This is a genomic window from Paenibacillus physcomitrellae, from assembly GCF_002240225.1.
Lineage (GTDB): Bacteria > Bacillota > Bacilli > Paenibacillales > Paenibacillaceae > Fontibacillus > Fontibacillus physcomitrellae.
The window spans coordinates 2,350,992-2,373,856 of the sequence record NZ_CP022584.1; the positions used below are offsets into that span (position 1 = coordinate 2,350,992).

22 protein-coding genes are annotated in these 22,865 nt (G+C 50.9%); 5 read left to right on the top strand and 17 right to left on the bottom strand.

Annotated features, from left to right (window positions below):
• Positions 1 to 19 precede the first annotated feature (19 nt).
• Positions 20 to 520 (bottom strand): DUF948 domain-containing protein, encoded by a 501-nt coding sequence (locus CBE73_RS10690; protein ID WP_094094209.1) that lies wholly within the window; start codon positions 518 to 520, stop codon positions 20 to 22.
• 244 nt (positions 521 to 764) lie between these two features.
• Here CBE73_RS10690 and CBE73_RS10695 point away from each other — a divergent pair, with 244 nt between their 5' ends.
• Positions 765 to 935 (top strand): DUF1328 family protein, encoded by a 171-nt coding sequence (locus CBE73_RS10695; protein WP_094094210.1) that lies wholly within the window; start codon positions 765 to 767, stop codon positions 933 to 935.
• 106 nt (positions 936 to 1,041) lie between these two features.
• Here CBE73_RS10695 and CBE73_RS10700 read toward each other — a convergent pair whose 3' ends face one another.
• On the bottom strand, positions 1,042 to 1,614 hold the full coding sequence (locus CBE73_RS10700; protein WP_094094211.1) for a hypothetical protein: 573 nt from the start codon (positions 1,612 to 1,614) through the stop codon (positions 1,042 to 1,044).
• A 149-nt stretch (positions 1,615 to 1,763) separates the two neighbouring features.
• On the opposite strand from CBE73_RS10700, the gene CBE73_RS10705 reads away from it, so the two are divergent.
• Positions 1,764 to 2,159 carry a hypothetical protein gene (locus tag CBE73_RS10705; protein WP_094094212.1) on the top strand — a complete coding sequence of 132 codons (396 nt, stop codon included), beginning with the start codon at positions 1,764 to 1,766 and terminating at the stop codon, positions 2,157 to 2,159.
• Positions 2,160 to 2,362: 203 nt separating this feature from the next.
• Here the strand turns inward: CBE73_RS10705 and CBE73_RS10710 are convergent, their stop codons facing one another.
• Entirely contained in the window at positions 2,363 to 3,406 is a 1,044-nt protein-coding gene (locus CBE73_RS10710; RefSeq protein ID WP_094094213.1) for a C40 family peptidase, read from the bottom strand.
• A gap of 547 nt (positions 3,407 to 3,953) precedes the next feature.
• Between CBE73_RS10710 and CBE73_RS10720 the strand changes: the two genes are divergently transcribed.
• Positions 3,954 to 4,163 carry a hypothetical protein gene (locus CBE73_RS10720; protein ID WP_094094215.1) on the top strand — a complete coding sequence of 70 codons (210 nt, stop codon included), beginning with the start codon at positions 3,954 to 3,956 and terminating at the stop codon, positions 4,161 to 4,163.
• 563 nt (positions 4,164 to 4,726) lie between these two features.
• Here the strand turns inward: CBE73_RS10720 and CBE73_RS10730 are convergent.
• The gene (locus CBE73_RS10730; protein ID WP_094094217.1) at positions 4,727 to 6,361 is read right to left on the bottom strand and encodes an ABC-F family ATP-binding cassette domain-containing protein; all 1,635 of its coding nucleotides are present in this window, start codon (positions 6,359 to 6,361) and stop codon (positions 4,727 to 4,729) included.
• A gap of 114 nt (positions 6,362 to 6,475) precedes the next feature.
• Positions 6,476 to 7,615, bottom strand: a complete 1,140-nt coding sequence (locus CBE73_RS10735; RefSeq protein ID WP_094094218.1) for an MBL fold metallo-hydrolase — start codon at positions 7,613 to 7,615, stop codon at positions 6,476 to 6,478.
• Positions 7,616 to 7,885: 270 nt separating this feature from the next.
• Between CBE73_RS10735 and CBE73_RS10740 the strand changes: the two genes are divergently transcribed.
• Positions 7,886 to 9,025, top strand: a complete 1,140-nt coding sequence (locus tag CBE73_RS10740) for a virulence factor (RefSeq protein WP_094094219.1) — start codon at positions 7,886 to 7,888, stop codon at positions 9,023 to 9,025.
• A gap of 239 nt (positions 9,026 to 9,264) precedes the next feature.
• Here the strand turns inward: CBE73_RS10740 and CBE73_RS10745 are convergent, their stop codons facing one another.
• From CBE73_RS10745 to def, 6 genes are all read right to left on the bottom strand, one after another.
• Positions 9,265 to 10,410 carry a transglutaminase domain-containing protein gene (locus CBE73_RS10745; protein ID WP_157739504.1) on the bottom strand — a complete coding sequence of 382 codons (1,146 nt, stop codon included), beginning with the start codon at positions 10,408 to 10,410 and terminating at the stop codon, positions 9,265 to 9,267.
• Between the two features lie 424 nt (positions 10,411 to 10,834).
• Entirely contained in the window at positions 10,835 to 11,071 is a 237-nt protein-coding gene (locus CBE73_RS10750; RefSeq protein ID WP_068697931.1) for a glutaredoxin family protein, read from the bottom strand.
• A 63-nt stretch (positions 11,072 to 11,134) separates the two neighbouring features.
• Positions 11,135 to 12,082 carry a thioredoxin-disulfide reductase gene (gene trxB, locus CBE73_RS10755; protein WP_094094221.1) on the bottom strand — a complete coding sequence of 316 codons (948 nt, stop codon included), beginning with the start codon at positions 12,080 to 12,082 and terminating at the stop codon, positions 11,135 to 11,137.
• A gap of 213 nt (positions 12,083 to 12,295) precedes the next feature.
• Positions 12,296 to 14,254, bottom strand: a complete 1,959-nt coding sequence (locus tag CBE73_RS10760) for a heavy metal translocating P-type ATPase (RefSeq protein ID WP_094096252.1) — start codon at positions 14,252 to 14,254, stop codon at positions 12,296 to 12,298.
• A gap of 334 nt (positions 14,255 to 14,588) precedes the next feature.
• A complete protein-coding gene (gene deoC, locus CBE73_RS10765; protein WP_094094222.1) occupies positions 14,589 to 15,263 on the bottom strand; it encodes a deoxyribose-phosphate aldolase in 675 nt (224 codons plus the stop codon).
• Positions 15,264 to 15,366: 103 nt separating this feature from the next.
• On the bottom strand, positions 15,367 to 15,945 hold the full coding sequence (gene def, locus CBE73_RS10770; protein ID WP_094094223.1) for a peptide deformylase: 579 nt from the start codon (positions 15,943 to 15,945) through the stop codon (positions 15,367 to 15,369).
• Positions 15,946 to 16,319: 374 nt separating this feature from the next.
• Here def and CBE73_RS10775 point away from each other — a divergent pair, with 374 nt between their 5' ends.
• The gene (locus CBE73_RS10775) at positions 16,320 to 16,880 is read left to right on the top strand and encodes a type II toxin-antitoxin system PemK/MazF family toxin (protein WP_094094224.1); all 561 of its coding nucleotides are present in this window, start codon (positions 16,320 to 16,322) and stop codon (positions 16,878 to 16,880) included.
• A gap of 418 nt (positions 16,881 to 17,298) precedes the next feature.
• Here CBE73_RS10775 and CBE73_RS10780 read toward each other — a convergent pair whose 3' ends face one another.
• The 6 genes from CBE73_RS10780 to CBE73_RS10805 all read right to left on the bottom strand — a co-directional run bounded on the left by CBE73_RS10780 (position 17,299) and on the right by CBE73_RS10805 (position 22,844).
• The gene (locus CBE73_RS10780; protein WP_094094225.1) at positions 17,299 to 17,910 is read right to left on the bottom strand and encodes a TetR/AcrR family transcriptional regulator; all 612 of its coding nucleotides are present in this window, start codon (positions 17,908 to 17,910) and stop codon (positions 17,299 to 17,301) included.
• Positions 17,903 to 18,655 carry an MBL fold metallo-hydrolase gene (locus CBE73_RS10785; RefSeq protein WP_094094226.1) on the bottom strand — a complete coding sequence of 251 codons (753 nt, stop codon included), beginning with the start codon at positions 18,653 to 18,655 and terminating at the stop codon, positions 17,903 to 17,905. Before CBE73_RS10785 ends, CBE73_RS10780 begins: the two co-directional genes overlap by 8 nt.
• 134 nt (positions 18,656 to 18,789) lie before the next feature.
• Positions 18,790 to 19,755, bottom strand: a complete 966-nt coding sequence (locus tag CBE73_RS10790) for a GGDEF domain-containing protein (RefSeq protein ID WP_157739507.1) — start codon at positions 19,753 to 19,755, stop codon at positions 18,790 to 18,792.
• Between the two features lie 288 nt (positions 19,756 to 20,043).
• The gene (locus CBE73_RS10795; protein WP_094094228.1) at positions 20,044 to 20,304 is read right to left on the bottom strand and encodes a YqkE family protein; all 261 of its coding nucleotides are present in this window, start codon (positions 20,302 to 20,304) and stop codon (positions 20,044 to 20,046) included.
• A 16-nt stretch (positions 20,305 to 20,320) separates the two neighbouring features.
• Complete coding sequence (locus CBE73_RS10800; protein ID WP_094094229.1) at positions 20,321 to 21,538, bottom strand: MFS transporter; 1,218 nt, start codon at positions 21,536 to 21,538, stop codon at positions 20,321 to 20,323.
• Between the two features lie 109 nt (positions 21,539 to 21,647).
• Positions 21,648 to 22,844: an MFS transporter gene (locus tag CBE73_RS10805; RefSeq protein WP_244905542.1), complete on the bottom strand. Its 1,197-nt coding sequence runs from the start codon at positions 22,842 to 22,844 to the stop codon at positions 21,648 to 21,650.
• Positions 22,845 to 22,865 lie beyond the last annotated feature (21 nt).

Genomic DNA, 22,865 nt, shown 5'->3' on the forward strand with positions numbered 1-22,865 from the left:
CTCATCCTTCCTTAGGCCCTCAAGAGCGATATTTTTGCCATAAACCTGCTGCTACATCTACCCACTTTACCCAGCTTCCTTGATTCTTCTTCGGATGGGCTGCCGCATAAGCATCAATAGTCCGGTCTGTGGAGTTTTGAACCGCAGCCTGCGCTGCAGCGGACTCTGTCCGAGACGGCTGCTCTGCCGATTTCTTGAAGCGTTCGATGAGCGTGGTTGATACCTGCTTCGCTGCAAGAGACACTTCACTGAGGACTTCTCCTACATTCTTAACCGTATCCAGTACGGGGTCGATTTGCTTCATTTTGTGCTGCACATCTTCCGTTATGCCGTTAGCATGCCGAAGCACATGCTTCACTTCATAACCTAACTCATCGATCGTCTTCTGAACTTCCTGAAGGGTTTGTGACGTTTTGTCGAGCGATTTCTCCGCTGCCTTCAGCGTTTTGATCAAATAAATAACAAGCCCTGTGAATGCCAGCGCTATCAGCGCAACGCTGAGCTGCCAGATTAGTGACATAGCGTTCCCTCGCTTTCTGTGGTGTTGGGGTCAGTGTTTAGTTACCCTAACCTTTTTTTCTCGAAACAAAGCCTGGAGACAGGGATAAACAAGCCTTTGGCCTCTTGATTCAAGCCGATTGCCTCAGGTTAATGGAGCATACAACCGATTCAGGTTGGCTGATCCGGCGGTCCCTGATGAAAGGTGCCGGATGCTGATGATAAAAACCGCTTTACCACTTACTTATGAAAGAAGGTTGGTTTTCATGTTGAAATGGTCGCTGATCTTTCTTGTAGTCGCTGTTATCGCGGGCATATTCGGATTCTTTAATATTGTGGCAGCCGCGGCTGCAATTGCTAAAGTCTTGTTCTTTATCTTTATTGTGCTGTTCATCATTACCCTGTTTACCGGACGACGCGGCAGAAATTCAATGTAGCTGTTTGTCCCCCTAAACATCTGCATGCAAAAAAGGCAAGCTCTGAAGGTTATCCTTCTCAGAGCTTGCCTTTTTTTTCTGAATTAGGCCGAATGTGCCATAGCTGTTATCGAAGCAGGCCCGGCAGCTGGAGCCAATTGACCGCAAACTTGATCTTCAGTTCACGGTTCTCAAAAGCCATATCCGTAATTTGGATAACTTCAGGCAAATACTGCCCCGGATCTACCACAATGCTCTTCAGCTTAAGCAGGGAAGGCGATAAAGAGCTGCCCCTTATATCAACCGACTGGGGCTTTAGAAGCAGCCTGCCTTCATCAAAGGACAAATGATAAACAACCGCGGCTTCCGCACGCAGGGAACCCCATTTTACAATAGCGTCCGCTGTCATTTCATTGTCGTTCAAACGGATATCCAATCCTTCAATTTGGTAGGACAAGCCGGTGGCGGCGGTTCGCTCCGCGATCCCTTTCTTCGCAAGGTCGTTAATTTCCTCCTCGTTCAGCGTCAGCACCGTCTCCTGCGTTTCTACCATAGTGAGCAGCTTCGTCTTCCAATCCACTTCCTTGTAATTCAAATCCAGCTGATGAGTCGGCCTTATATAGAAGATAATTCCAACCATAGCGATAACAAGTATAAGTAGAATCGTCAGGGGGATCCCCCAAATCCATTTTTTCTTCATTGGTTACACCCTCCCAGTCCGCCAATCAATGAAAGCGTTAACTTTCCGGGCGTTTTTTTTTTGCAGCTTGTGATTCTAGTCCTATCTTCATGGTTATTTAAATATTGCGAGAGACGCAAACTTAAATCAAATAGAGGAGGAACTACCTTATGAAAAAAATCGCAGCACTCACGGCTTCATTTGCTTTAAGCGCAGCGTTGGCGACGGCTGCTTCTGCAGCGCCTGCAGACACGAGTTCGACGGACACGTCGAATAGCACTGTTGTCACCGGTCAAGTGGTTTCCACAACTACCCCAGATGGAACTACATACGAAGGAACCGTGGCCGAACCAATCATTGTACCGGAGCTGATCACTATTGCTCCAGCCCCACTTACTCTAAATGAAGTGACCTACTTCTATGACATGCCGCAAGGCAATGCCTGGAGTGCGCTTGCCCCACAAGTCGTGACTCCTACCGGCAACATGGTCGGTGACTGGGTGGAAATTTACACTTGGCTCGGCAAAGCTTGGGTATATGCGCCCGGCTACATTGCTTATCCATAATAACATAAGCTAAATGACATAGGCGAACCGCCAGTTTGAACCCGATTTAACGCCCGCCTGCTAGTCCTCAAGCCGGGCAGACATAAGCAAAAAAAACGGATAATCCCCCATGGGGGATTATCCGTTTTTCACCTCATTTTTTGCGAAAATTACCCAATCGGCCCCAGCATGCAACTTCTGGTCCTTTAGGCTCGTTAAGAGAATTACAAAACACTGCCGCCATAAAGGAACCTTCTTGTCCAAGAGGCGGTCAAATTATCAATTCTTACACCGCCGGATTTGACGGAATACGTCTGCATGATTTGTCCGTTGCCCATATAAATAGCGACATGGGTAATCCGCTCCGTCGATTTGTTGATGCCTTTGTAGGCCGCATCGGTGGAACCTTTGTAGCTCATAAAGAACATCAGATCGCCAGGCTTCAGACTGTTAATATCATAAACAGCGGTGCTGTTGCTCTTGACCCATGCCCCCTGCTGACGGGAATCCGCCGGCAGAATGATGCCGGTCGCTTCCCGGTAGACCGTTCTGGTGAAATCCGAGCAATCGAAGGTTCTGGTCGTATTCCGGTCAGAGCCGAATTCATAAGGTGTCCCCAAATAACTTCTGCCTACCTCGAATACCTTTTGAATCAGCTGGTCGCGGTCCGAAGCGTTCCCGTTATTACTGCTGCCGCCGCTGTCATTGGAGCCGCTGCCGCTGTTTGAGTTCCCGCTGCCCGTTACTTCAACATATTTGGAAGAAGAACTGATATACCCGTTCTCTCCGCTGGACGTAACAATTTTGTACCAATAATCATTGGAGCTAACAATCTGTACGGATTCGCCTTTCTTGAGCATGCGGATCACCCGGCCTGACGTGGAAGGTTCTGTCCGCATATTCACTCCGTACACGATTTCCCCGGTTTTAGCCGAGCTGGAAGGCGCGCTTCCGCTGACCGGCGTAACCTGTATGTACTCAGACGAAGAGCTTGCATATCCCGTTAAACCGGAAGATGTCGTCACCTTGTACCAGTAGCTGTTGCTCTCCGTCACGCTGCTCAGCTTCTCCCCTGCTTTCAGCAAAGTAATGACCCTTCCAGAGGTAGAAGGCGCTGTCCGCAAGTTTACACTGTTAATTACAGTTCCTGTATATGTCTGACTTTGCACAGATGCTGCATGTGTGGTAGCCGCCGGTAAAGCCGGCCATGCTGTCAACACCGCTGCACCAAGTAAAGCTGTCGCTGTCCATTTTTTTGTTTTCCCCATCTATAGTTTGCCTCCCGTTTATGGTCATGTTCTATATTGGTGATTTGTTCTGATCCACGCTTTTGTTTCATTGATTCGTATTTTGTTAATTCATGTTTTGTTGACCGTGTTTTTGTTGGTTCACACTTTCTTGATCCGTGTTTTGCGCTCGGTCCGTGACCCTTTTGACATAATGGGCCATCAGTTCGTTTAGGCTTGTCCCCCCTTCCGCTTGTCCACCATTATAGCGACTCCTCTTTCCCCAGGCATATGAGGCCAAAAGAGCAATTCTGCTCGGTCTACTACTTTAGTACCATGCAAATATGACAATTTTGTAATCCTATAGTCACGAAAAATAACGTTTTCTATTGTATAGGTTATAATTACCAAAGTTGAACTCAGGAAACTTTCCCATAAAACCCCATAAATAAACAAACTCCACACAACAGCCTGAAGCCTTACAGCCATACACAAATCCTGCAAAAATGATCTCTGCATGATTCCCATTGTTCGCTGATTTAAAAACGTATAAAATAAGGACAGCCCTTAAAGCAAGGAGATGAAAGACATGAGCGAAAATGAAAACCAGCAGGACAACCAGCAGCCTAAAAAAATTGATCTCGCTGAAGCGATCCGCCAAAAGCTGCAGCAGAAAAAACAGCAGCAGGCTTCCGGCGGCAAATCCGCTTCGGCACCTGGCAGCCAGACCACTAAAGCCCTGCGCACACAAAATAACAAAAAGCCTAACAATCAGCGCCGGCGGACTGGCGGATCATAGGAGAGAACAAACGGGAAGGCAGGCTGCTGGGGCGGCCTGCTTTTTTATATGAAACATTGGGGTAATCCCCCTATAGGCGCTCCGTGTCCGAATGTTGCTGCGATCGCTGTTGTCTTCGGAATTTTGGGATTAGATTGAAGGGTAAAATTCCGAAGACAGCTTATGCTTACGAAGCAGCTTTCCTTCGGAAAGCTTTTAGGCGACCACTTCGTTTCTTCGCAATCATTCGGCCCCTCCGCTGGGGGATTCGGCATACAAGTTCATAAAACAAAAGGGAAGCAGGCTGCGTTTGCGATCTGCTTCCCTTTTGTTGAAGGAAGGGGCAGGAAGCATGTTGAGGCTTTTTATAGAAGCCTCAACATTTGAGATCGTTTGAGCGACTAAACTTCGTTCGAGCTTCGTTCCGTTGCAATCACTCCTCTCCCTCTCCCTCTACTAGAGGGGGATTCCTGAGTGAGCGCAGTCCCTAAACAAAACAAGCAGGCCGCGTTTGCGGCCTGCTTGTTTGTTATAAGTCATTTATACAGGCAAAAAGTAAGTTTGCCTGCTTATTTTCTTAACTCTTAAGCCTCGAACATCTCGGCAGGATACAGTTCCTTGCGCAGGTTCTGGATCTCTTCGCTTTCGAGGTATTCGTCGTAGCTCATTACGCGGTCGATTACACCGTTCGGTGTAATTTCAATGATGCGGTTGGCGACAGTCTGCACGAACTGATGGTCATGGGATGTAAACAGAATCGTGCCGTCAAAATCGATCAAGCCGTTGTTCAGCGCCGTGATGGACTCGAGGTCCAAGTGGTTGGTAGGCTCGTCGAAGATCAGGACGTTAGCGCCGTTCAGCATCATTTTGGCCAGCATGCAGCGAACCTTCTCGCCCCCGGACAATACGCTCGCTTTCTTCAGGGCTTCTTCGCCTGCGAACAGCATGCGGCCCAAGAAGCCGCGCAGGAACGTTTCATCCTGGTCGTTGGAATATTGGCGCAGCCATTCGACGAGGTTCATATCCACGCCGTCGAAATAAGCGGAGTTGTCTTTAGGGAAATAAGCCTGGGAAGTCGTTACGCCCCAGCTGTAAGTTCCCGCATCCGGCTCCAGCTCGCCCATGATCACCTGATAAAGGGTTGTCTTGGCAAAGCCGTTAGGTCCAACAAAAGCGATCTTGTCGCCTTTATTTACGACAACGTTCACATTGTTCAGCACCTGTTCGCCTTCCAGGCTCTTAGACAGCCCTTCAATCGTCAGAAGCTGTTTGCCCGCTTCACGTTCTGCCTTAAAGTGCAGAAACGGATACTTACGGTTGGAAGGACGGATGTCGTCCAACGTGATCTTGTCGAGCTGTTTCTTCCGGGAAGTCGCCTGCTTGGATTTGGAGGCATTCGCGGAGAAACGTTGAATAAACGTTTGCAGCTCTTTGATCTTCTCTTCTTTCTTCTTATTCGATTCGCGGGTCAGTTTCAAGGCTAACTGACTGGACTCATACCAGAAGTCGTAGTTGCCCACGTACAGCTGGATTTTGCCGAAATCGATGTCCGCAATATGCGTACAAACTTTATTCAGGAAGTGACGGTCGTGAGATACGACGATGACGGTGCCTTCGTAATCCATCAGGAAGTTCTCCAGCCAAGCGATGGATTCCATGTCCAAATGGTTCGTAGGTTCGTCAAGCAGCAGGTTGTTCGGGTTGCCGAACAAAGCCTGGGCGAGCAGGACGCGGACTTTTTCATTACCGCTCAATTCGCGCATTTGCTTGTCGTGCAGATCACGCGGAATACCGAGACCGATCAAGAGGGAAGCTGCGTCGGACTCGGCGTTCCAGCCGTCCATTTCCGCAAATTCGCCTTCAAGTTCGCCTGCGCGCATGCCGTCTTCTTCGGAGAAGTCCGGTTTGGCGTACAGGGCATCCTTTTCCTTCATCACACTGTATAGACGCTCGTGGCCCATAATAACCGTCTCAAGCACTGGAAAATCATCGTATTCGTAATGGTTCTGCTTCAGCACAGCCATACGTTCGCCAGGTGTCATAAACACATCGCCGGTATTGGCTTCAATTTCACCGGACAAAATTTTCAGGAAAGTCGATTTGCCTGCTCCGTTGGCGCCGATTAAACCGTAACAGTTACCGGCTGTAAACTTTATATTTACATCTTCAAAAAGTGCCCGTTTTCCGTAGCGGAGCGTTACACCACTAGTACTTATCATTTGGTCGATTACCGTCCTTTATAATTAATCACACTGCTGACTCAATATTATAGCATATCAGCCGCCCCAATCGAACCCTTTTCCGAATATATGCAAAAATGTTTCCGGCCCGCGCTACAAGCGCAAAGTCTCGCCGTGAATCATCACCCGGATCTGTTCCTCCGGAATTCCCCGCTTCAGCCGCTCCTGCTCCAAACGGTCAAGCGCCTCACGCGCCGTATCGTCGGCCAGCCGGAACGTTCCGTAATGCATGGGCACCATGATTTCGGCTTTGACATCCAGAAAGGCCTGAAGGCCTTCCTCCGGCGTTGTATGTTGCGGCGTCATAAACCATTCGGGTTCATAGGCGCCAATCGGGATCATGGCCAGATCAATGTCGTAGCGGCTGCCAATCTCTTTGAATCCGTTAAAATAACCGCTGTCTCCGGCAAAATAGAGCACCGGCGCCTTGGCGAACTCTTTGATCTCCTGCTGAGCATCGGACTGTCCAGACGCGGGCGCCGACGCTGGATCCGGCTGTGATCCGATAGACCTTGCCGGCTGTCCAGCCCCGGCCGGACGCAGGTTGACCCGTGGCCCCTGACGTTGAACTTGTTGGCTCGGCGCCAGCCCTTTGGCGGCACCTGTCCCCTGCGGCGCTGTCTGCTCTTTGTCCTGATTCCCGCCATCCCCCGGCTCCAGAATGAATCCTCCCCAGTGAGAGGAATTCGTGTCAAATGGAGTACGGCGGGTCCAGTGCTGGGTCGGCACAAAAGAAAGCTCAATCCCTTTAAACGGCATCCGCTCCCACCAGTTCATCTCGCGGCAGCGTTTGAAGCCTTTGCGTTCCAGCTTGCGCTTCAGTCCGGCCGGCACAATGATGTGCGTATCAGGTCCATACAAACGCCGGATGGAGGATACATGCATATGATCATAGTGGGAATGCGAAATCAGAATCAGGTCGATCTCCGGCACTTCCTCAATCGGTAGCCCCGGCGAGCCGATCCGGCGCTGGAATCCCATCCGCGGAGCCCAGACCGGGTCCGTTACGATATTTAAACCTTCGTATTGTATAAAGAAAGTCGAATGTCCAATCCAAGTCAATGTCGTTTCTCTACGGTTGCTGCGTAAAAACTCAAGGTCCGGCTCCATATTAGGAATGACAAAGGAGTAGTCCTTTTTCTTTCTCCGGCGCTCTTCCCGCAACTGACGGAACTGCTTGAGCGTTTTATCTGTGCTTACGTTATCCAAGTTGTTATACCGGTTTCTAGCCATGAAAAGGGAGCCTCCCTTCCAATAATTTATTCCATTAGTTGAAGACGATCAAATGCAAAAGCATTCTTCATTATTTTAACCAATAATAAAGCCATTTCCAAACCGCAGCCGCCTATTTTCCCCGAAGCTCCGGCTTTCATGCCTCCATCTGTCAGAAACCGCCACTCGCCGTTCCTCGCTTGCATGCCTTTGCCTTTTCAGGCCGTGCTTGGGACTTGACGATTCTTGTTGTAAAATAGAAGGGATACGAAGGAAGGATGTGAACCTCTAATGAAAATTACGTTTATTGAACCGACACCCAGCCCTAACACGATGAAGCTCCATCTGGACGAAACGTTGGCTCCTGGTGTTCGCAAAACATATACAACCGACAACGAACGTTCGGCTCCACCCTTTATTGTAAATCTGCTTCATATTCCCGGTGTAAAAAGCGTGTTCCATACCGCCGATTTTATTGCACTGGACAGAATCGGCAGCGCGGACTGGCAGGCAATCCTCGCCGCCGTGCAGGAGCAGTTCGGGCAGGAGGGCGTCAATTCCGCCTGGTCGCCCGAAGATCCTGAAGCGGCCGCCGGGCATTACGGCGAAGCTGAGGTCTTTGTCCAGTTCTTCCGCGGCATTCCGATGCAGATCCGGGTGAAGGCACGCGGCGAAGAAGAACGAATCGGCCTGTCGGAACGGTTTGTCAAAGCCGTTACCGAGGTGGCCAGCGCCACGCTGATCAAAGAGCGCAAGCTGGTCGATTACGGCGTTCGCTACGGCGAACTGCCGGAGATTGCCCGCGAGGTGGAGCAGGAGCTGGAGGCTGCTTTCACACCTGCACGCGTGGCGGACATCGTGAAGCAGGCCATCGCCCATGGCCAGAACCAAAGCGAATTCGTAGAGGAGCGCCGCACCTTTACGCTTGAAGAGGCGGCTGCACAGATGGAAAGCCAGGACTGGCGCGTACGTTACGCCGCGCTGGACGGCCTGCAGCCGGATGAATCGGCGATGCCGCTGCTCGCCAAAGCACTGGCTGATCCGCAGATGCAGATCCGCCGCCTGGCGGTCGTGTATCTTGGGGATCTGCGCACGCCGGAAGCGATGGAGCTGCTCTACAAAGCGCTCCGCGACAACTCCGCTGCCGTGCGCAGAACGGCCGGCGATACATTGTCAGACATCGGCGATCCGGCCGCAACCGGTCCGATGATCGAAGCCCTGAACGACAAGAGCAAGCTTGTCCGCTGGCGCGCCGCCCGCTTCCTGTACGAAGTCGGTACGGACAGCGCCCGGGAAGCGCTGCTGAAAGCCGCGCAGGACCCTGAGTTTGAGGTCAGCCTGCAGGCCCGCATGGCGCTGGAACGGATCGAGGCCGGCGAAGAAGCCGCCGGTACCGTCTGGCAGCAGATGGCGAAACGCAATCAGAACTGAGTGTGACGATTAAAACTGAGAGACGGTCAGAACTGAGGGACAGTCAGAAAAACTGTCCTCCTAAGGAATACAAAAAGGCAACAGGAGAATACAAAAGGCAGCGTGCCGCCGAAACTTCTGGCGGTGCGCTGCCTTTTTCCCTTTTTAGCAAATACCTATAATCGGTCAATCTCCCCATTTAATCTTCCGATTCATTCTTTCCATTCAAGCCTGCCGAATCCCCTATTCAACTCTCACATTCAATTCTCCCACTCGATCCTCACTTTAAGATCGTCCGTTCCTTCGAGCGGTCTTGTCGAGAAAGTAATATTCCGGATATTTAATCCGTAAAGCTCCCCTAAATCGTTGATGAGCTCTGACTGCTGTCCCGAATAACGTACAGTGGCCGTGGATTTCCCCTGCTTCAAAGCTTCTCTGGCTTTAGCCATCAACCCGGAGCTGCCAGATACAGCCTGACCCGCATTATACAACGTGTAATCAAGCTCCTGCTCAAGCTTCTCATAGAAGGGGCTTTTGGCAGAATCGGATAACTTCAGTTCGTCCAAAGCGCTTCGATAGGTCTGATCGGCCGCCGGATAGGATTTGGTCCAGCTGTGATCTTTGCTCATCTCGGCATCGGAAAGCAAATAGTAGTCATAACTGATGTTATCGCTTGCGGCCTGCACCGGATCATCCCAGGTCGTATCCAGATGGTACCAATGACCATCCAGATTGACCAAATTCCAGGCATGGGCCTGATCGCCTGCCGTCCCCTCCGCTATTAAGCTGCGGATCCCTGCTTTCTCAAGAAGCTTGTAAGTAAGCAGCGTGTAGCCTTGGCAGACCGCTTCTCCTGTCACCAGGCCTGAATAAGCCGTATAGTTCTTGAGCTTCTCATCATATTTCAAATCCTGAACAACCCAATCATGGATAGCCTTAACCTTCTCATGGCTGTTCATGCCCGGTACAATAATTTGCCCGATTATATCTTTCACGCGGTCGTCCACATAAGCCGTCTGTTCCGGGGACTCCCGGTAGGTGAACGTCACCTCTACGTTTACAGCTGCGCTGTTGCCGCGCCAGGAATAGTGATAACGGTCCATAATATAGCGCATATAAGGGGCATTATCCAGGGCCGTCATCAGTGCCTCATCCAGCAGCGATTCAAAGTCTTTGACGCTGCCTTCATATTTAAACTTGACCGTGCTTAGATGAGCCTGAATAGCTGTCGTAAGCCGCTGTTCAACTCCGGACTTGGAAACCAGCACCGCTTGCTCCATCGCTTGCTGGGCCGTTTGTTCCGTCTGGTGAACAGACGGGCTGCCAACCGCTCCCGCCGGAGACGCTGCTACGGCAAATGAACCGACAACGATCGCTTTCCACACTATGCTTTGGAGTCTTCTCAAGTTCTCATCTCCTTTGGCCGTTTGACCTGGACTCGATCCATTGACGTTTCCGTCTTACTCCTGCACCCGAAACTTCCCCTATCTTATGCATTTAACCCCGTTTTGCTGGACCTTACTCACTTATTTCCTCTAACCGGCTAATTTAATCAACTAACGCACCAACCTGTCTGTATCTCGATTGTAGCACAAGCTTTCACGTGCCGGAGGTTCTAGTTTTGTCGAGCCTGACCCTTATTTTGTCTAATAAATGAGCGGCAAAATTCTTCATTTGCTGCATGATTTGTTAGGGGTGAAAAAAGAAAAACAGGCCTTTCGGAACCCTGTCCGAAAAACCTGTTTAAACCCGTTCCTGTGCCGCCATGAAGACGGCGCAGGTCCTATGAAGCAAGCTCCGCTATAGAGCAGCCGCTGCCTTTTTTCAAAATTAAGCCTGTTCAGCCAAAGCCTTCTCAAGCTTCAATTTGTTGTTGCCCAGAATTTTATGCTCGCCAATGATCGTTACCGGCACGGCGCGCATGCCCATATCCCATACTTGCTGAGCGAATTCATCGTTAGTTTCGATGTTGCGCTCTTCGTAAGAAATTCCTTTATCGGAAAGGAAGCTTTTGACCTGACGGCAGTTCGGGCAGTTAGTGCTGGTATATACGATTACGTTTTCCATCGGTTTATACTCTCCTTTTTCAGCTGTAATATAATCCTGCTCTATTTTACACCAAAATCTATATTAACCCAAGACCGCGGATGGTGCGTGCTCCGTGGCTTCGATAAATTTCTCGGCATCAAGCGCAGCCATACATCCGCTGCCTGCAGCTGTAATCGCTTGACGATAACGAGTATCCTGCACATCGCCGCAAGCGAAGATGCCTGGTACGTTCGTTTCCGAAGTTCCCGGTTTCACTACAATGTAGCCGTTCTCGTCCGTCGTGATTTGGCCGCCAAGGAATCCGGTGTTCGGATGGTGACCGATCGCTACGAATACGCCGTTCGTTTCGATGATCTCTTCTTCGCCTGTAGCGTTGTTAAGTACTTTCAGCCCCGTTACGCCGGCATCATCTGTAAGCACTTCAAGCGGTGTACGGTTCAAAGCCCACTCTACTTTCTCATTGGAACGAACGCGGTCCTGCATGATTTTGGAAGCGCGTAATTCTTCTCTGCGGTGAACCAAGGTTACTTTGGATGCGAAACGAGTCAGGAAGCCGGCTTCCTCAAGCGCCGAGTCGCCGCCGCCGATCACTACGATTTCTTTGCCGCGGAAGAAAAATCCGTCGCAAGTTGCGCAGGTGCTGACCCCGCGGCCTACGTTGTCCTGTTCCCCAGGGATACCCAGGTATTTCGCTGTTGCGCCTGTGGAAATGATCAGGGTTTCAGCAACCAGCTCACCCATGCCGTCCACTTGAAGCTTGAACGGTCTGCTGCTGGTATCGATGCTGTTCACCCAGCCGGTGCGGAATTCCGCACCGAAGCGTTCAGCCTGCTTGCGCATATTGTCCATCAGGTCCGGTCCCATGATGCCTTCAGGGAAACCAGGGAAGTTCTCCACTTCCGTTGTAGTTGTCAGCTGTCCACCCGGCTGTGGTCCTTCGATCACCAGTGGACTAAGATTGGCGCGCGCCAAATAAATTGCTGCTGTAAGTCCGGCAGGACCGGTACCGATAATAATAGATTTATACATCATACATACCTCCATCTGCTAATTGTGTTAATCGAGAGCGGCTCCGTTAAGTTCATACGGTGCCTGCCAAAACACGGATCCAGTCCATTGTGGTAAACCACGTTTCATTTCTCGTGTTCACCCGATCAAATCCTCTATAAATTATTATCTGGCACCTACAAAATGAAGTCAACATACGTACCGGGAGTATACTATGAAAGTTAAATGAAGAAATCATGAAGGCGATGGACCGTACCGCAGCAGCCGCAGACCATTTAAAATAACCAGAATCGTACTGCCTTCATGTCCGACTACTCCAAGCGGCAGCGGAATCCCGATGCCAAAGTTGCCTGCTACCAGGAGGCTGATGACGGCAATCGCAAAGACGATATTCTGCTTAACGATCCGCCGGCTCCGCCGGGCCAGTGAAATCGCTCCGGCAATCCGGTCAATATCGTCGTTCATCAGGACAACATCGGCGGCATCAAGCGCAGCGCCGCTTCCGGCCCCCATGCCAATGCCTACATTGGCCGCCGCGAGCGCGGGTGCATCATTGACGCCGTCACCCACCATCACCACGCCGCCGTATTGTTCCCGCAGCTGTTGAATCCGGCTCGCTTTATCCTGCGGAAGCAGGCCGCTCAGCACAAGGTCAATGCCGGCTTCCGAAGCGATGGCTTTAGCTGTCGCCTCGTTGTCCCCTGTCAGCATCGCCGCCTTGATTCCCAGCTTATGAAGGTGGCTGATAGCCGCCTTCGCAACTGGACGAACTTCATCTCTGAGGGCCAGCAAACCGACAGGCACGCCTTCACGGAGAATGATCGACACCGTTTTCCCGGCTTGTTCCAGCTCATCGGATTGCTCGATCCACCATTCCTGATCCGCGCAAGTATCTGACGCAAAATCAGCCTTGCCGATCTTCCACGTTTCGCCGCGAATGACCGCTTCAACTCCCCAGCCGGCAACCGATTTCATCTCGGCAATCGGTTGAAGCTCAAGCCCGCGCCGCGCCGCTTCGGCAACCACCGCTTTGGCGAGCGGGTGCGCCGAAAGCTGCTCGGCGGATGCCGCCATCTGCAGCAGATGGTTTTCTCCCTCCCCGTCTTTAACAATCAAATCCGTCACGACCGGTTTGCCCTCGGTCAGGGTACCGGTTTTGTCGAAGGCGACGATCCGCGTTTCGGCTAAATTCTGGACATGCACGCTGCCTTTAAACAGAATGCCCCGCTTTGCGCTGCTGGAAATAGCCGACAGCATAGCCGGCATAATAGAGGCCACAAGCGCACAAGGCGAAGCCACAACAAGGAACACCATCGCCTTGTAGAAGGATTCGTTCCACGTCCAGCCGAACAGCAGCGGCGACAAGCCGATCAGGAGCACTGTCGCTCCTACCACAGTCCGCGCGTATATCCCTTCAAACTTCTCGATAAAACGCTGCGAAGCAGGCACCGCTTCCTCCGCCTCTTCAACCAGCGCGATGATCTTCGCGAACAACGTCCCGTCGGCCGGGCCCGAAACCTCGATATACAGCGCATTTTCCCCGTTCAGCGTTCCGGCATAAACCTGATCGCCCACCGCTTTGTCCACAGGAATCGACTCCCCTGTGATGGACGCCTGGTTGACCGCCGATGTTCCGCTCTGCACAACGCCGTCAGCCGGGATAATTTCACCGGGCCGGACAAGCACCAGGTCTTCAGACGCCAGCTCGCCGACCGGAACCATCTCCATCCGGCCGCCGCTGACCCGGAGCGCCTTCTCCGGTCTGAGCGCCATCAGTGAAGAGATGCTTTTGCGGCTCTGGTCGCTAGCGAACGTCTCCAACGCACCACTGAGCGCAAAGATAAAGATCAGCATCGCTCCTTCATTCCAGTAGCCGATAGACGCCGCTCCAAGCGCAGCCGCGATCATCAGCAGATTGACATCTAGATCCCGCTCCTTAATAAGGGTAATAGCTCCTTCTTTCGCTTTGATCCAGCCGCCTACCCCGTAGGCCGCGACATACAGCCCGACAGACAGCAGATGGGACCAATGGCTCGCCCCCCAACCGGCCAGCATCAGCACACCGCTTCCGAGCGCCTGAAGCATCTCCGGATGGCGCAGCATCGCTGCCAGCGGCAGCTTCCGTTTATTTCTTGGTTCCCGGCCTCCAGCTGTTTCGCTGAGAGTCACCGCCCGTTTCTCAAGTGCCTGCATCATCATCTTCCTTTCTTTGTCCTTGTATAAAGATTGCTTTACGGCTTGCCGCCGTTTCCCGTTTCCAATGAGAATGAGAAGCATTGTTAATGCCCTTAAAATGACACATGCTGCTCCGGGCAGGGCCCGAAGCAGCATGTTATTGAGAATGATAATCATTGTTGCAATTATACAAATTTGTTTCCTGTAAGAAACTTTATCCTTAGTATAATTCAAGTTTTTTCCAAAGTAAATAGGCGCAGCCTCATCGCTTCACAGAAAACAAAAAAACTCCCGCCTAATGACGGAAGTTTGATCGTCTTCTAACGATTGCTTGTTGACTCGTTCCTGCGGATTAATAATCTGTGCTGCTCTTCAAGCCTTGAGCAATGGCCACGCCGCCGCTGGTTCCCAGCCGCGATGCGCCGGCTTTGATCATCGCCAGAGCGTCTTCAGTCGTTCTCACGCCGCCTGAAGCTTTGACTCCGATGTCGGGACCAACCGTTTGGCGCATCAGTTCCACATCTTCCACCGTAGCTCCGCCTTTGGAGAATCCGGTTGAAGTTTTAACGAAATGAGCTCCAGCGGCTACAGACAAGCGACTGACGCGTTCGATTTCTTCTTTCGTGAGCAGGCAGGTTTCGATAATCACCTTCACGAGTTTGTCTCCTGCAGCTTCAACCACACCGCGGATATCTTTCTGTACAAGCTCGTCCTCCCCGTCCTTCAGCGCTCCAATGTTAATGACCATATCAATTTCATCCGCCCCGTCTTTAACAGCCTGAACGGTTTCATAAGCTTTAACGGCCGGGTGAGAAGCTCCCAGCGGGAACCCGATAACCGTGCACACTTTAACGTTTGGACTGCTCTTAAGCGCTTCAGCTGCCGTAGCCACCCATACCGGGTTGACGCAAACGGACGCAAATCCGTATTCCGCTGCTTCAGCGGCCAACTTGAGAATGTCTTCCTTGCGGGCTTCTGGTTTAAGAAGCGTATGATCAATGATTGATGCGATAGAAGTGTTATTCATCCGTAGTGCCTCCAATGTATGTTGCGCAGCCTTGGCTGCTGCTCCTTATCATAGCAAAGCCTGTCTTTTTTTGCACTTGCGCAGGCTCATAAACCATCTTAAACTAATACAAACTCGAAATGCGCACGTTCGCCGGCAGCTTGTAAGGATTCTCCTTATTAATGTGATCATAAAACATGATACCATTCAGGTGATCTATTTCATGCTGCATAATGATGGCCCCGAAGCCGCGGAAGCGGAGCGTCATCTCCTCGCCATCCCGGTCCCAGGCTTTAATCTGCACTTTCTCGTACCTGGGAACAAACCCTTGTACCGCCCGGTCCACGGACAGACATCCTTCGCTTTCAGGCAAATAGGTCATCGCCTCAGAATGGCTGATAATCTTCGGATTAAACATAGCCAGTTCTCTTAGTTTGCCTTCTTCGTCCATGAAATAAGCGGCAAACATCCTTTTGTTCAGACCAATCTGGTTGGCGGACAAGCCCACGCCTGCGCGCAGCTTGTATTTCTTCGCCAGCTCTTCATCCTGGCTGTTCTTCAGAAACAGCATCATCGCATCCATTTCCGCAACATCCTCAGCCGTCGGAGGAATGCTTACAGCCTCAGTTACTGTTCGAAGTATGGGATCTCCTTCGCGGACAATGTCGTCCATCGTTATAATCGTGTCACTGTAAAATTTCATATGTAAAACCTTCATCCACCTTTGCTATCTTAATCAATTCTCATTCTGTGCTGCTTCTCGATTTCGGAACGCTTATAAATTAGCATCATGAACCCCAACTTGTCAAAGAAGACTGCGGATGTATACGGTTTCTTGACTTGCTTCCCCGCCCAAATTATGGTATACAGTTTAAACTACCGTTTTATCCGACAAAACTTCCTCAGGCGGATGCAGCGCGTTATTTTCCGGTTGTCTTCCGCACTTTTTTTCTTCCTATTGTTTAACTGACCTGCTATTGAGTGTACAAATAATCATACTCTGTTTTTTAGGGAGTAATATTTGGCAAGAACTGTGCAAGCTAATATATCTATAACCAGAGCGATACAGGAGGACCTATGAGCGAAGACGGACATGTAACTTCACCCAAACGTGTACCGGTCCAGCGTGACCGATTTGCAAGACTCAAGAAGCAGAAGGAAGAACAAATTCTGAAATGGAAGCCGATTAAGATCCAGCTGGCCCATTATTGGATCGACAATGAGAAGACGCAAATGAGCCGAAAAATGACAAGAGGCGCGGTGCATTTTTGCAACTTTGGTGAAAATATCGGCTGCGAGCAAAACGAGGAACGCCCGGTTATCATTATCTCCAATAATACGGTAAATTCGACCTCCGGCAACGTGCTGGTGATCCCTTTAACCAAAAATTTAAAAGCCAAAACCAACTTTAAAACCGGACAAGCCGTATTAACCAAAGACGGAATGCCGGTGCCCAGATTCCAAAGTCATTATTTCCTTTTTAAGCATAAATACGATTTTCTGGCCTTTGATTCGGCTGCCAAAACCGAAGAAACGACATCTGTCAGCAAAGTACGACTCAAGGAACATCTCGGCAATCTGGACGAAGAAGACATCAACCGCCTTGAAAACCGTGTCAAATGGACGTTTGGACTTTGAAAAAAAGCGCGGAAATACTGTTGACAATAACCTACGAAAAGGTTACTATTATGCCAAGAAGTTTTTTGTGCATACATGGAGTTTATATGTCATCCGCCTCGTCGTGGATAAAATCACACGTTAAGCGTGTCTTGAGTCTGAAATAGGAGCCTAGTGCTCCTTTTTCCATTTCTATTTCATTTTCGAATTCATTTCTATTCATTTTTTTGATTGGTACAGGCATAAAATTCCTGTTTGAAGATAGGATTATAATATGTCGCTCACCGGGTCGTGAGCAAAGTCACCCCGCCAGCTTATGACGGGGATTATTTGTGCCCGGATGTGCTTGGCCGTTAGAATGGGAAAGTTCCTTGATGTTCATTTACCCTTCTGGCTCAGAATTAATCAGCTTCCCGCTTCCGATTCACGCGTTTCCCGCCTATTTCTGTTCCTTGCCTTTAAAGGCATGCTCCAGTCCGTTCAGAAACGCTTCCAGGGTATAATGCAGACTTTCCTTCCATGCATAAGGAAGACCAAAGCCCTCCCCCTGTGAAAGCGAAACAAAGCCATGTAAAATGCTCCTTAATCCGCGTACCGCATGGATAGCTTGATCACCATAAATCCCTCTCAGATTCATCTGCTCCAGCATCAGTTCGACGACGGGTTCTCCGGCTGTCTGGACTGCCGGTTCCAGCGGACGCTGGGCCAGTTCATACAAACCCGGATGCTCTTCGGCAAAAGCCAGATAGGCCTCCACGATCGCGTAGATAGCTGCACCATCGCCAGTTCTGGTGCCTGTTACGTTGTCGTTCCGGCTGTTCCGGCTGGCTGCCAGCGCCTGGCTCATCACTGTATACATCATTTGTAAACCGTAAACGGCCAGCTTAATGCGCAGATCCGGCAGCCCTTTAATATGGTTATACAAGGATGGCGGCCGGACATTCAGCTCCTTCGCCAGCAGGGCCAGCGTCACCGCTTCCGCTCCCAGAGAGTCGGCAAGCCCGGCTGCAGCCTGGAGGACATGGGCTTCATCCAATCCTGCTCTAGGCATCCCTTTTCCCTCCGCCCTTCGCCACCGTATTGCGGCCGGCCTCGATCGCCCGTTCAGCTTCAGCTATAGCCTTCTGCATGGCAGGTACCGGATCAGGCAAAACACGCCCATGGCCGACAGCCAGCAAAGTGGGCTTCCATTCGATTAATTTGCGGGCGGACCGAACGGCTTCTTCGGCATTCCAGGTGGCAAGGGCCGGAAACGGGAAGGCGGGCTTTAAACGCCCGGACACCGCGATGCCCCCTCGAAGCTGGAAGGCATCTCCTGCAATCAGGCTGCCGGTCCGCTCATCGTAGAAAGACATGGAGCCCGGCGTATGCCCGGGACAGCTGATAGCCAGCAGCGGACCCACCCGGTCTCCGTCACGAAGCAGACGGTCCGCCTTCGTCCGGATCCCCTTCGGAACTGAGCCGCGTATCGGAGTTTGCGGTTCTTCAGCATTCAGCGACCGGTCTCCGGCCAGGAGCCGGGAATCCCGTTCCGAGATGACGATCTGAACATCGGGAAGGGCCTCTTTTAGCGAAACAAGAGCCCCCACATGATCATCGTGCGCATGGGTCAGCACTAGGGTACTTAGGGGTTTGCCCATCTGCCGGACCGCCTTTAAGATGCCCTTGGCGCTGTAAGGAAGTGCTGCGTCAATTAAAATCAGCTCCTCCTCCAGCTCCACCAGATAACAGTTTACCGGGAATAGATGGGGCAGAAAACTTATCTGCATCATTTGCTTGCAAGGGGTTAGCTTCATTCTTATTCTCCTCCTCTAAATTGCTCTCTATCCATCTAAGAAGTTCAAAAAACAAAAAAACTAATACCATTAGTTAATAATATAACTAATGGTATTAGTTTTGTAAATCCTTTTTTCACCCATAGATGTTCGTTTTATGTTTGATTGGCTTTTGACCAGTCTCCCGAAAGAAGACCCAGAGCATGTCCACTTCCTCCGGGCTTGGCCTCTTCCTTTCTTTTGGCCTGTTTGGAGGCATACATTTGGCGATCCGCTTCCAGAAACAAGGCTTCTACTTGTCCATAAGCACGTTCCGTATAAGCATGACCGATAGAGATACTCATGAAAGACCCTGGCGCAACGCCGGGCGTTACCGCCGCTGTCTCTTTCATTTTTCGGATCAAGGCTTCTCCTCCCTCACGGGTGCGGTTCAGAACGAGCAGCGAAAATTCATCTCCGCCGATCCGGCTGATCAGGACGTCTTCAGAAGCAAACTGCTTCAGCATGGCCGCCGCCGATTTGATATAGGCATCCCCCATCTTATGTCCCAGCGTATCGTTTATTACCTTCAGGTTATCCATATCGCAGACGACCAAGGTCAAAGACAGGTCTTCCCTTTGGTCCAGAAGAGCCAGCTGTTCTTCAAAGAACTCCCGGCTGTGGACGCCGGTCATAGAGTCATGAGCTACCCGGTATTTGAGCTGCTCCTGCATTTCCATTTTATCCTGTACATTCCGCAGAATCCCCTGAATCGCGATCATTTTGCCCTTCTTATAGACGGGACTCAAATAATCCTCAAACCAGGTATACTCATCCCCTTGAAGCCTTAAACGGCAAACGAGCGGTCCCCCAATGTCGGCCGCTTCCTGAAATCTGCTTATAAACCGTTCATAATCCTCCGGATGCAATAAGGAGAATAACAGCTCAGGACTTTTATAAGCCTGTCTCCCCCGTTCGGGACCCAGTATTTTCTCAAGTGGAGGACAGGCAAACATGATTTCGGGTTTCGGCTTCAGCTTGAGATAATAGATAAAATCTTTTGATTCCTGGGGAAAATGGAACTGCCCCAACTTTCTGCCTATTAAGCCTACCGCTTTTGTCGGGTTTCTACTGCTGATCACCAGCAAAATCACCCTGATTGTGATTAATGCAAAAAGACAGCCGCTTGCAAAAGCCAAGCCCAGCAATTGATCACCTTCTCACTATGTTCCTTAACTTCAATCCTGCCTGCACTTAAACCTTTTATTATTCTACAACGTCCAGCCGCGGTTATTTAAACATGTATTTAGATACTATTCGTTACAAGTTTCCAAATTCCTAGCACAAATACAAGCAACTAAGAAAAAAGTACTAAAAATAAAAAAAACAACCCCACAACGTGGGGCTAAGGTCTGATTCCGTCTTCGTCTTTATTTGAATTTCTTCCAATCCTGCGAGCTGTTGTTAAGCAGATATTCAAAGCTGCTCTCCAGCTTCTTCTGCTCTTGCCTGCGGGCTTCCTCCACACGCTTCCGCTCTTCTTCCTTGCGGGTTTCTTCTTCGCGTTTCATTTCCGCAGCCTGTTCCTTCAGCTTGCTGACCACAGCCGGATTCAGCAGATCCTTAAGTGTAGCAGCTTGATTGTCTTCACGTCCGGCCACCGGACGCGAGCCTTGATTTTTCTTCGCCATCACCGGCACCTCCCCATCATTCGTTAATCTCTAGACCTTTAGTTTCTTTGCCCAGAAACAGAACGGCCGCAGCGCCAACCAGCACTGTAATAAAAAACATCGTAAATATCGTGGCAATAGGGACCGATTGATCCCGCATTAGGCCGACCAGCAGCGGTCCGATCACCCCGCCGATCCGGCCGAAAGCCGTAGCCATACCTACCCCTGTAGCCCGCAGCTTAGTCGGATATTGTTCAGGACTGTACGCATACATGGCTCCCCAGGCCCCCAAATTAAAGAAGGACAAACAGATGCCCGCCGTTAGCAGCGAAGCTTCCGAAGCGGCATGTCCAAACCATAAGGCGCTTAAAGCCGTCATCAGCAAATAGACGACAAGCACAAATTTGCGGCCGAGCTTCTCGATCAGATAGGCTGCTGTAAAATAACCCGGCAGCTGGGCGATCGTCATCAGCAGGACGTATTCAAAGCTGCGCACCATGCTGTAGCCTTTGGCCTCCATAACGGTCGGGAGCCACAGAAACATGCCGTAATAAGAAAAGACAACCGTGAACCATAAAATCCACAGCATCAGCGTTGAACGGCGGGCCTCCTTCGACCAAACGCGCGCAAACCGCTCCCCAAACGACAGCTTCGGTTCCCGCCTGCGATTCAAATACTCAGGCGAATCCTCGATCGCCCGGCGCAAATATAGGCCGTACAGAGCCGGCACAGCACCAATAACAAAAGCGGCTTGCCAGCCGTATTTCGGAATGACGAAATAGGCTACGACCGCTGCGGCAATCCAGCCGACCGCCCAAAAGCTCTCCAGCAGCACAACGGCCCGGCCTCGATCCTTAACCGCTACCGATTCCGAGACCAGTGTAGAGGCTACCGGCAGCTCCCCTCCAAGGCCGACGCCGACGATGAAGCGCAGCAGGCACAGCACGGCAAAACTGGCGGCTAGTGCCGACAGGCCGCTGGCAACAGAGAAGATCAACAGCGTCCACAGCAAAATCGTTTTCCGTCCGAAACGGTCGGCAAAGATGCCCGCCAGCGCGGCGCCAAAGACCATGCCGACCGCATTTATACTTGTGAGCACACCGATTTGCGAAGAGGTGAGCGACCATTTTTTAGCCAGATCCGTTACCACAAATGAGAGCAAACCTACATCCATCGCATCAAAAAGCCAACTAAAACCCGCGCTGAACAGAAGTTTACGCTGCTTGGGCTGCCGGAACAAATCCAAACTGCTCATATATCCCTCCAATCCGGGATCCGTCCCGATGTTGGTATTAAGTAAAAGACTTTAAAGCTTATTATACCTTCATTCCGGCATTTTTCTATCTTTTAAGAAAAGATCGGCATTATTTCGCGGATTGTCGGCCTGCAGACAGCATTCGACCAACCAGAAACACAACGAGGAACAACAGCATAATACAGGATGCCCAGCGGTACATAACGGCATATCCGGTATGGGAGGCTACAATTCCGAGCAGCATCGAGCCTGCTGCAACACCCAAGTCGATGGAGTTATAGTACAAACTATTAACGGCCCCGTGGCTGGTGGAGGGACTTTCCCGAAGCATCCAGGCCTGCGTAGCCGGCTGAATAGCACCAAAGCCAAGGCCGTATAGCAAAGCCGAGACAACCAGCAGCGGCAGACTGTGCACATAAGACAGCAGCAATAGGCTGCCAAAAACAGCCACGCCCGAAGGAATGAGAACTGCCACAGGCCCTTTGCTGTCAAATAACCGGCCGGATATAGGACGGATGATTAGAACCGTTATGGCGTTAAACAGGAAAAACAAGCCGATCTGGCCCAAATGAATTTCTTTGCCATACAAAGCGAGAAAGCCGAGCAAGCTGCCGTAGGTTAAGGACAGAAGCGTGTTCAGCAGCGCTGGCAGGGCGATTTTTCGATTGATATAACGAGGCGGCTTGACAGGCTCTCCCGTATGCTCCAGATGATGAACCGGGGTTTTGGCAGGCTGAGGAGGCACACTCCGGGTTAGCAGCAGCAGCGGCACAATAAGAACCACCGATAAGGTACCAAGTACCGTCAGCGGCTTAAAGCCTAATCCGTCCATCACCGACAAACCGATCATCGGGCCGAAGGACATAGCCATACTCGTGGACAAACCAAAATAGCCGATGCCTTCACCAAGACGAAGTTTGGGAATGATCTGGGAAACCAGCGTGGGCATCACCGTGCTGGCCATCCCGAATCCAATACCGAACAAGACGCGAAGCGCCAATACCGCGCCTATGGAACCAGCTAATCCGTAGAGGATCGTGGCCACCGCCGCGATCAGAAGGCCAACAAATAACACAACGTTGCGATGGACTCTTCTTAATACTGGAACGATCGCCAGCCGGGTGCCGATCGCAGCTAAAGCAAACAGGCTGGTAACGAGGCTGACTGTGAAATCGCCGGGATGAAACCGGTCTTTCACATAAGCCGGGAAAGGCGAAAGCAGCATTTGCAGACTTAGAAATAAAAGCAGGTAACTCGCTGTAAGTACAATAAAAGATTTGCTCCAAAGCTTCTCTGACTGCCCCAACTTGGCAGATGTCTGACTGTT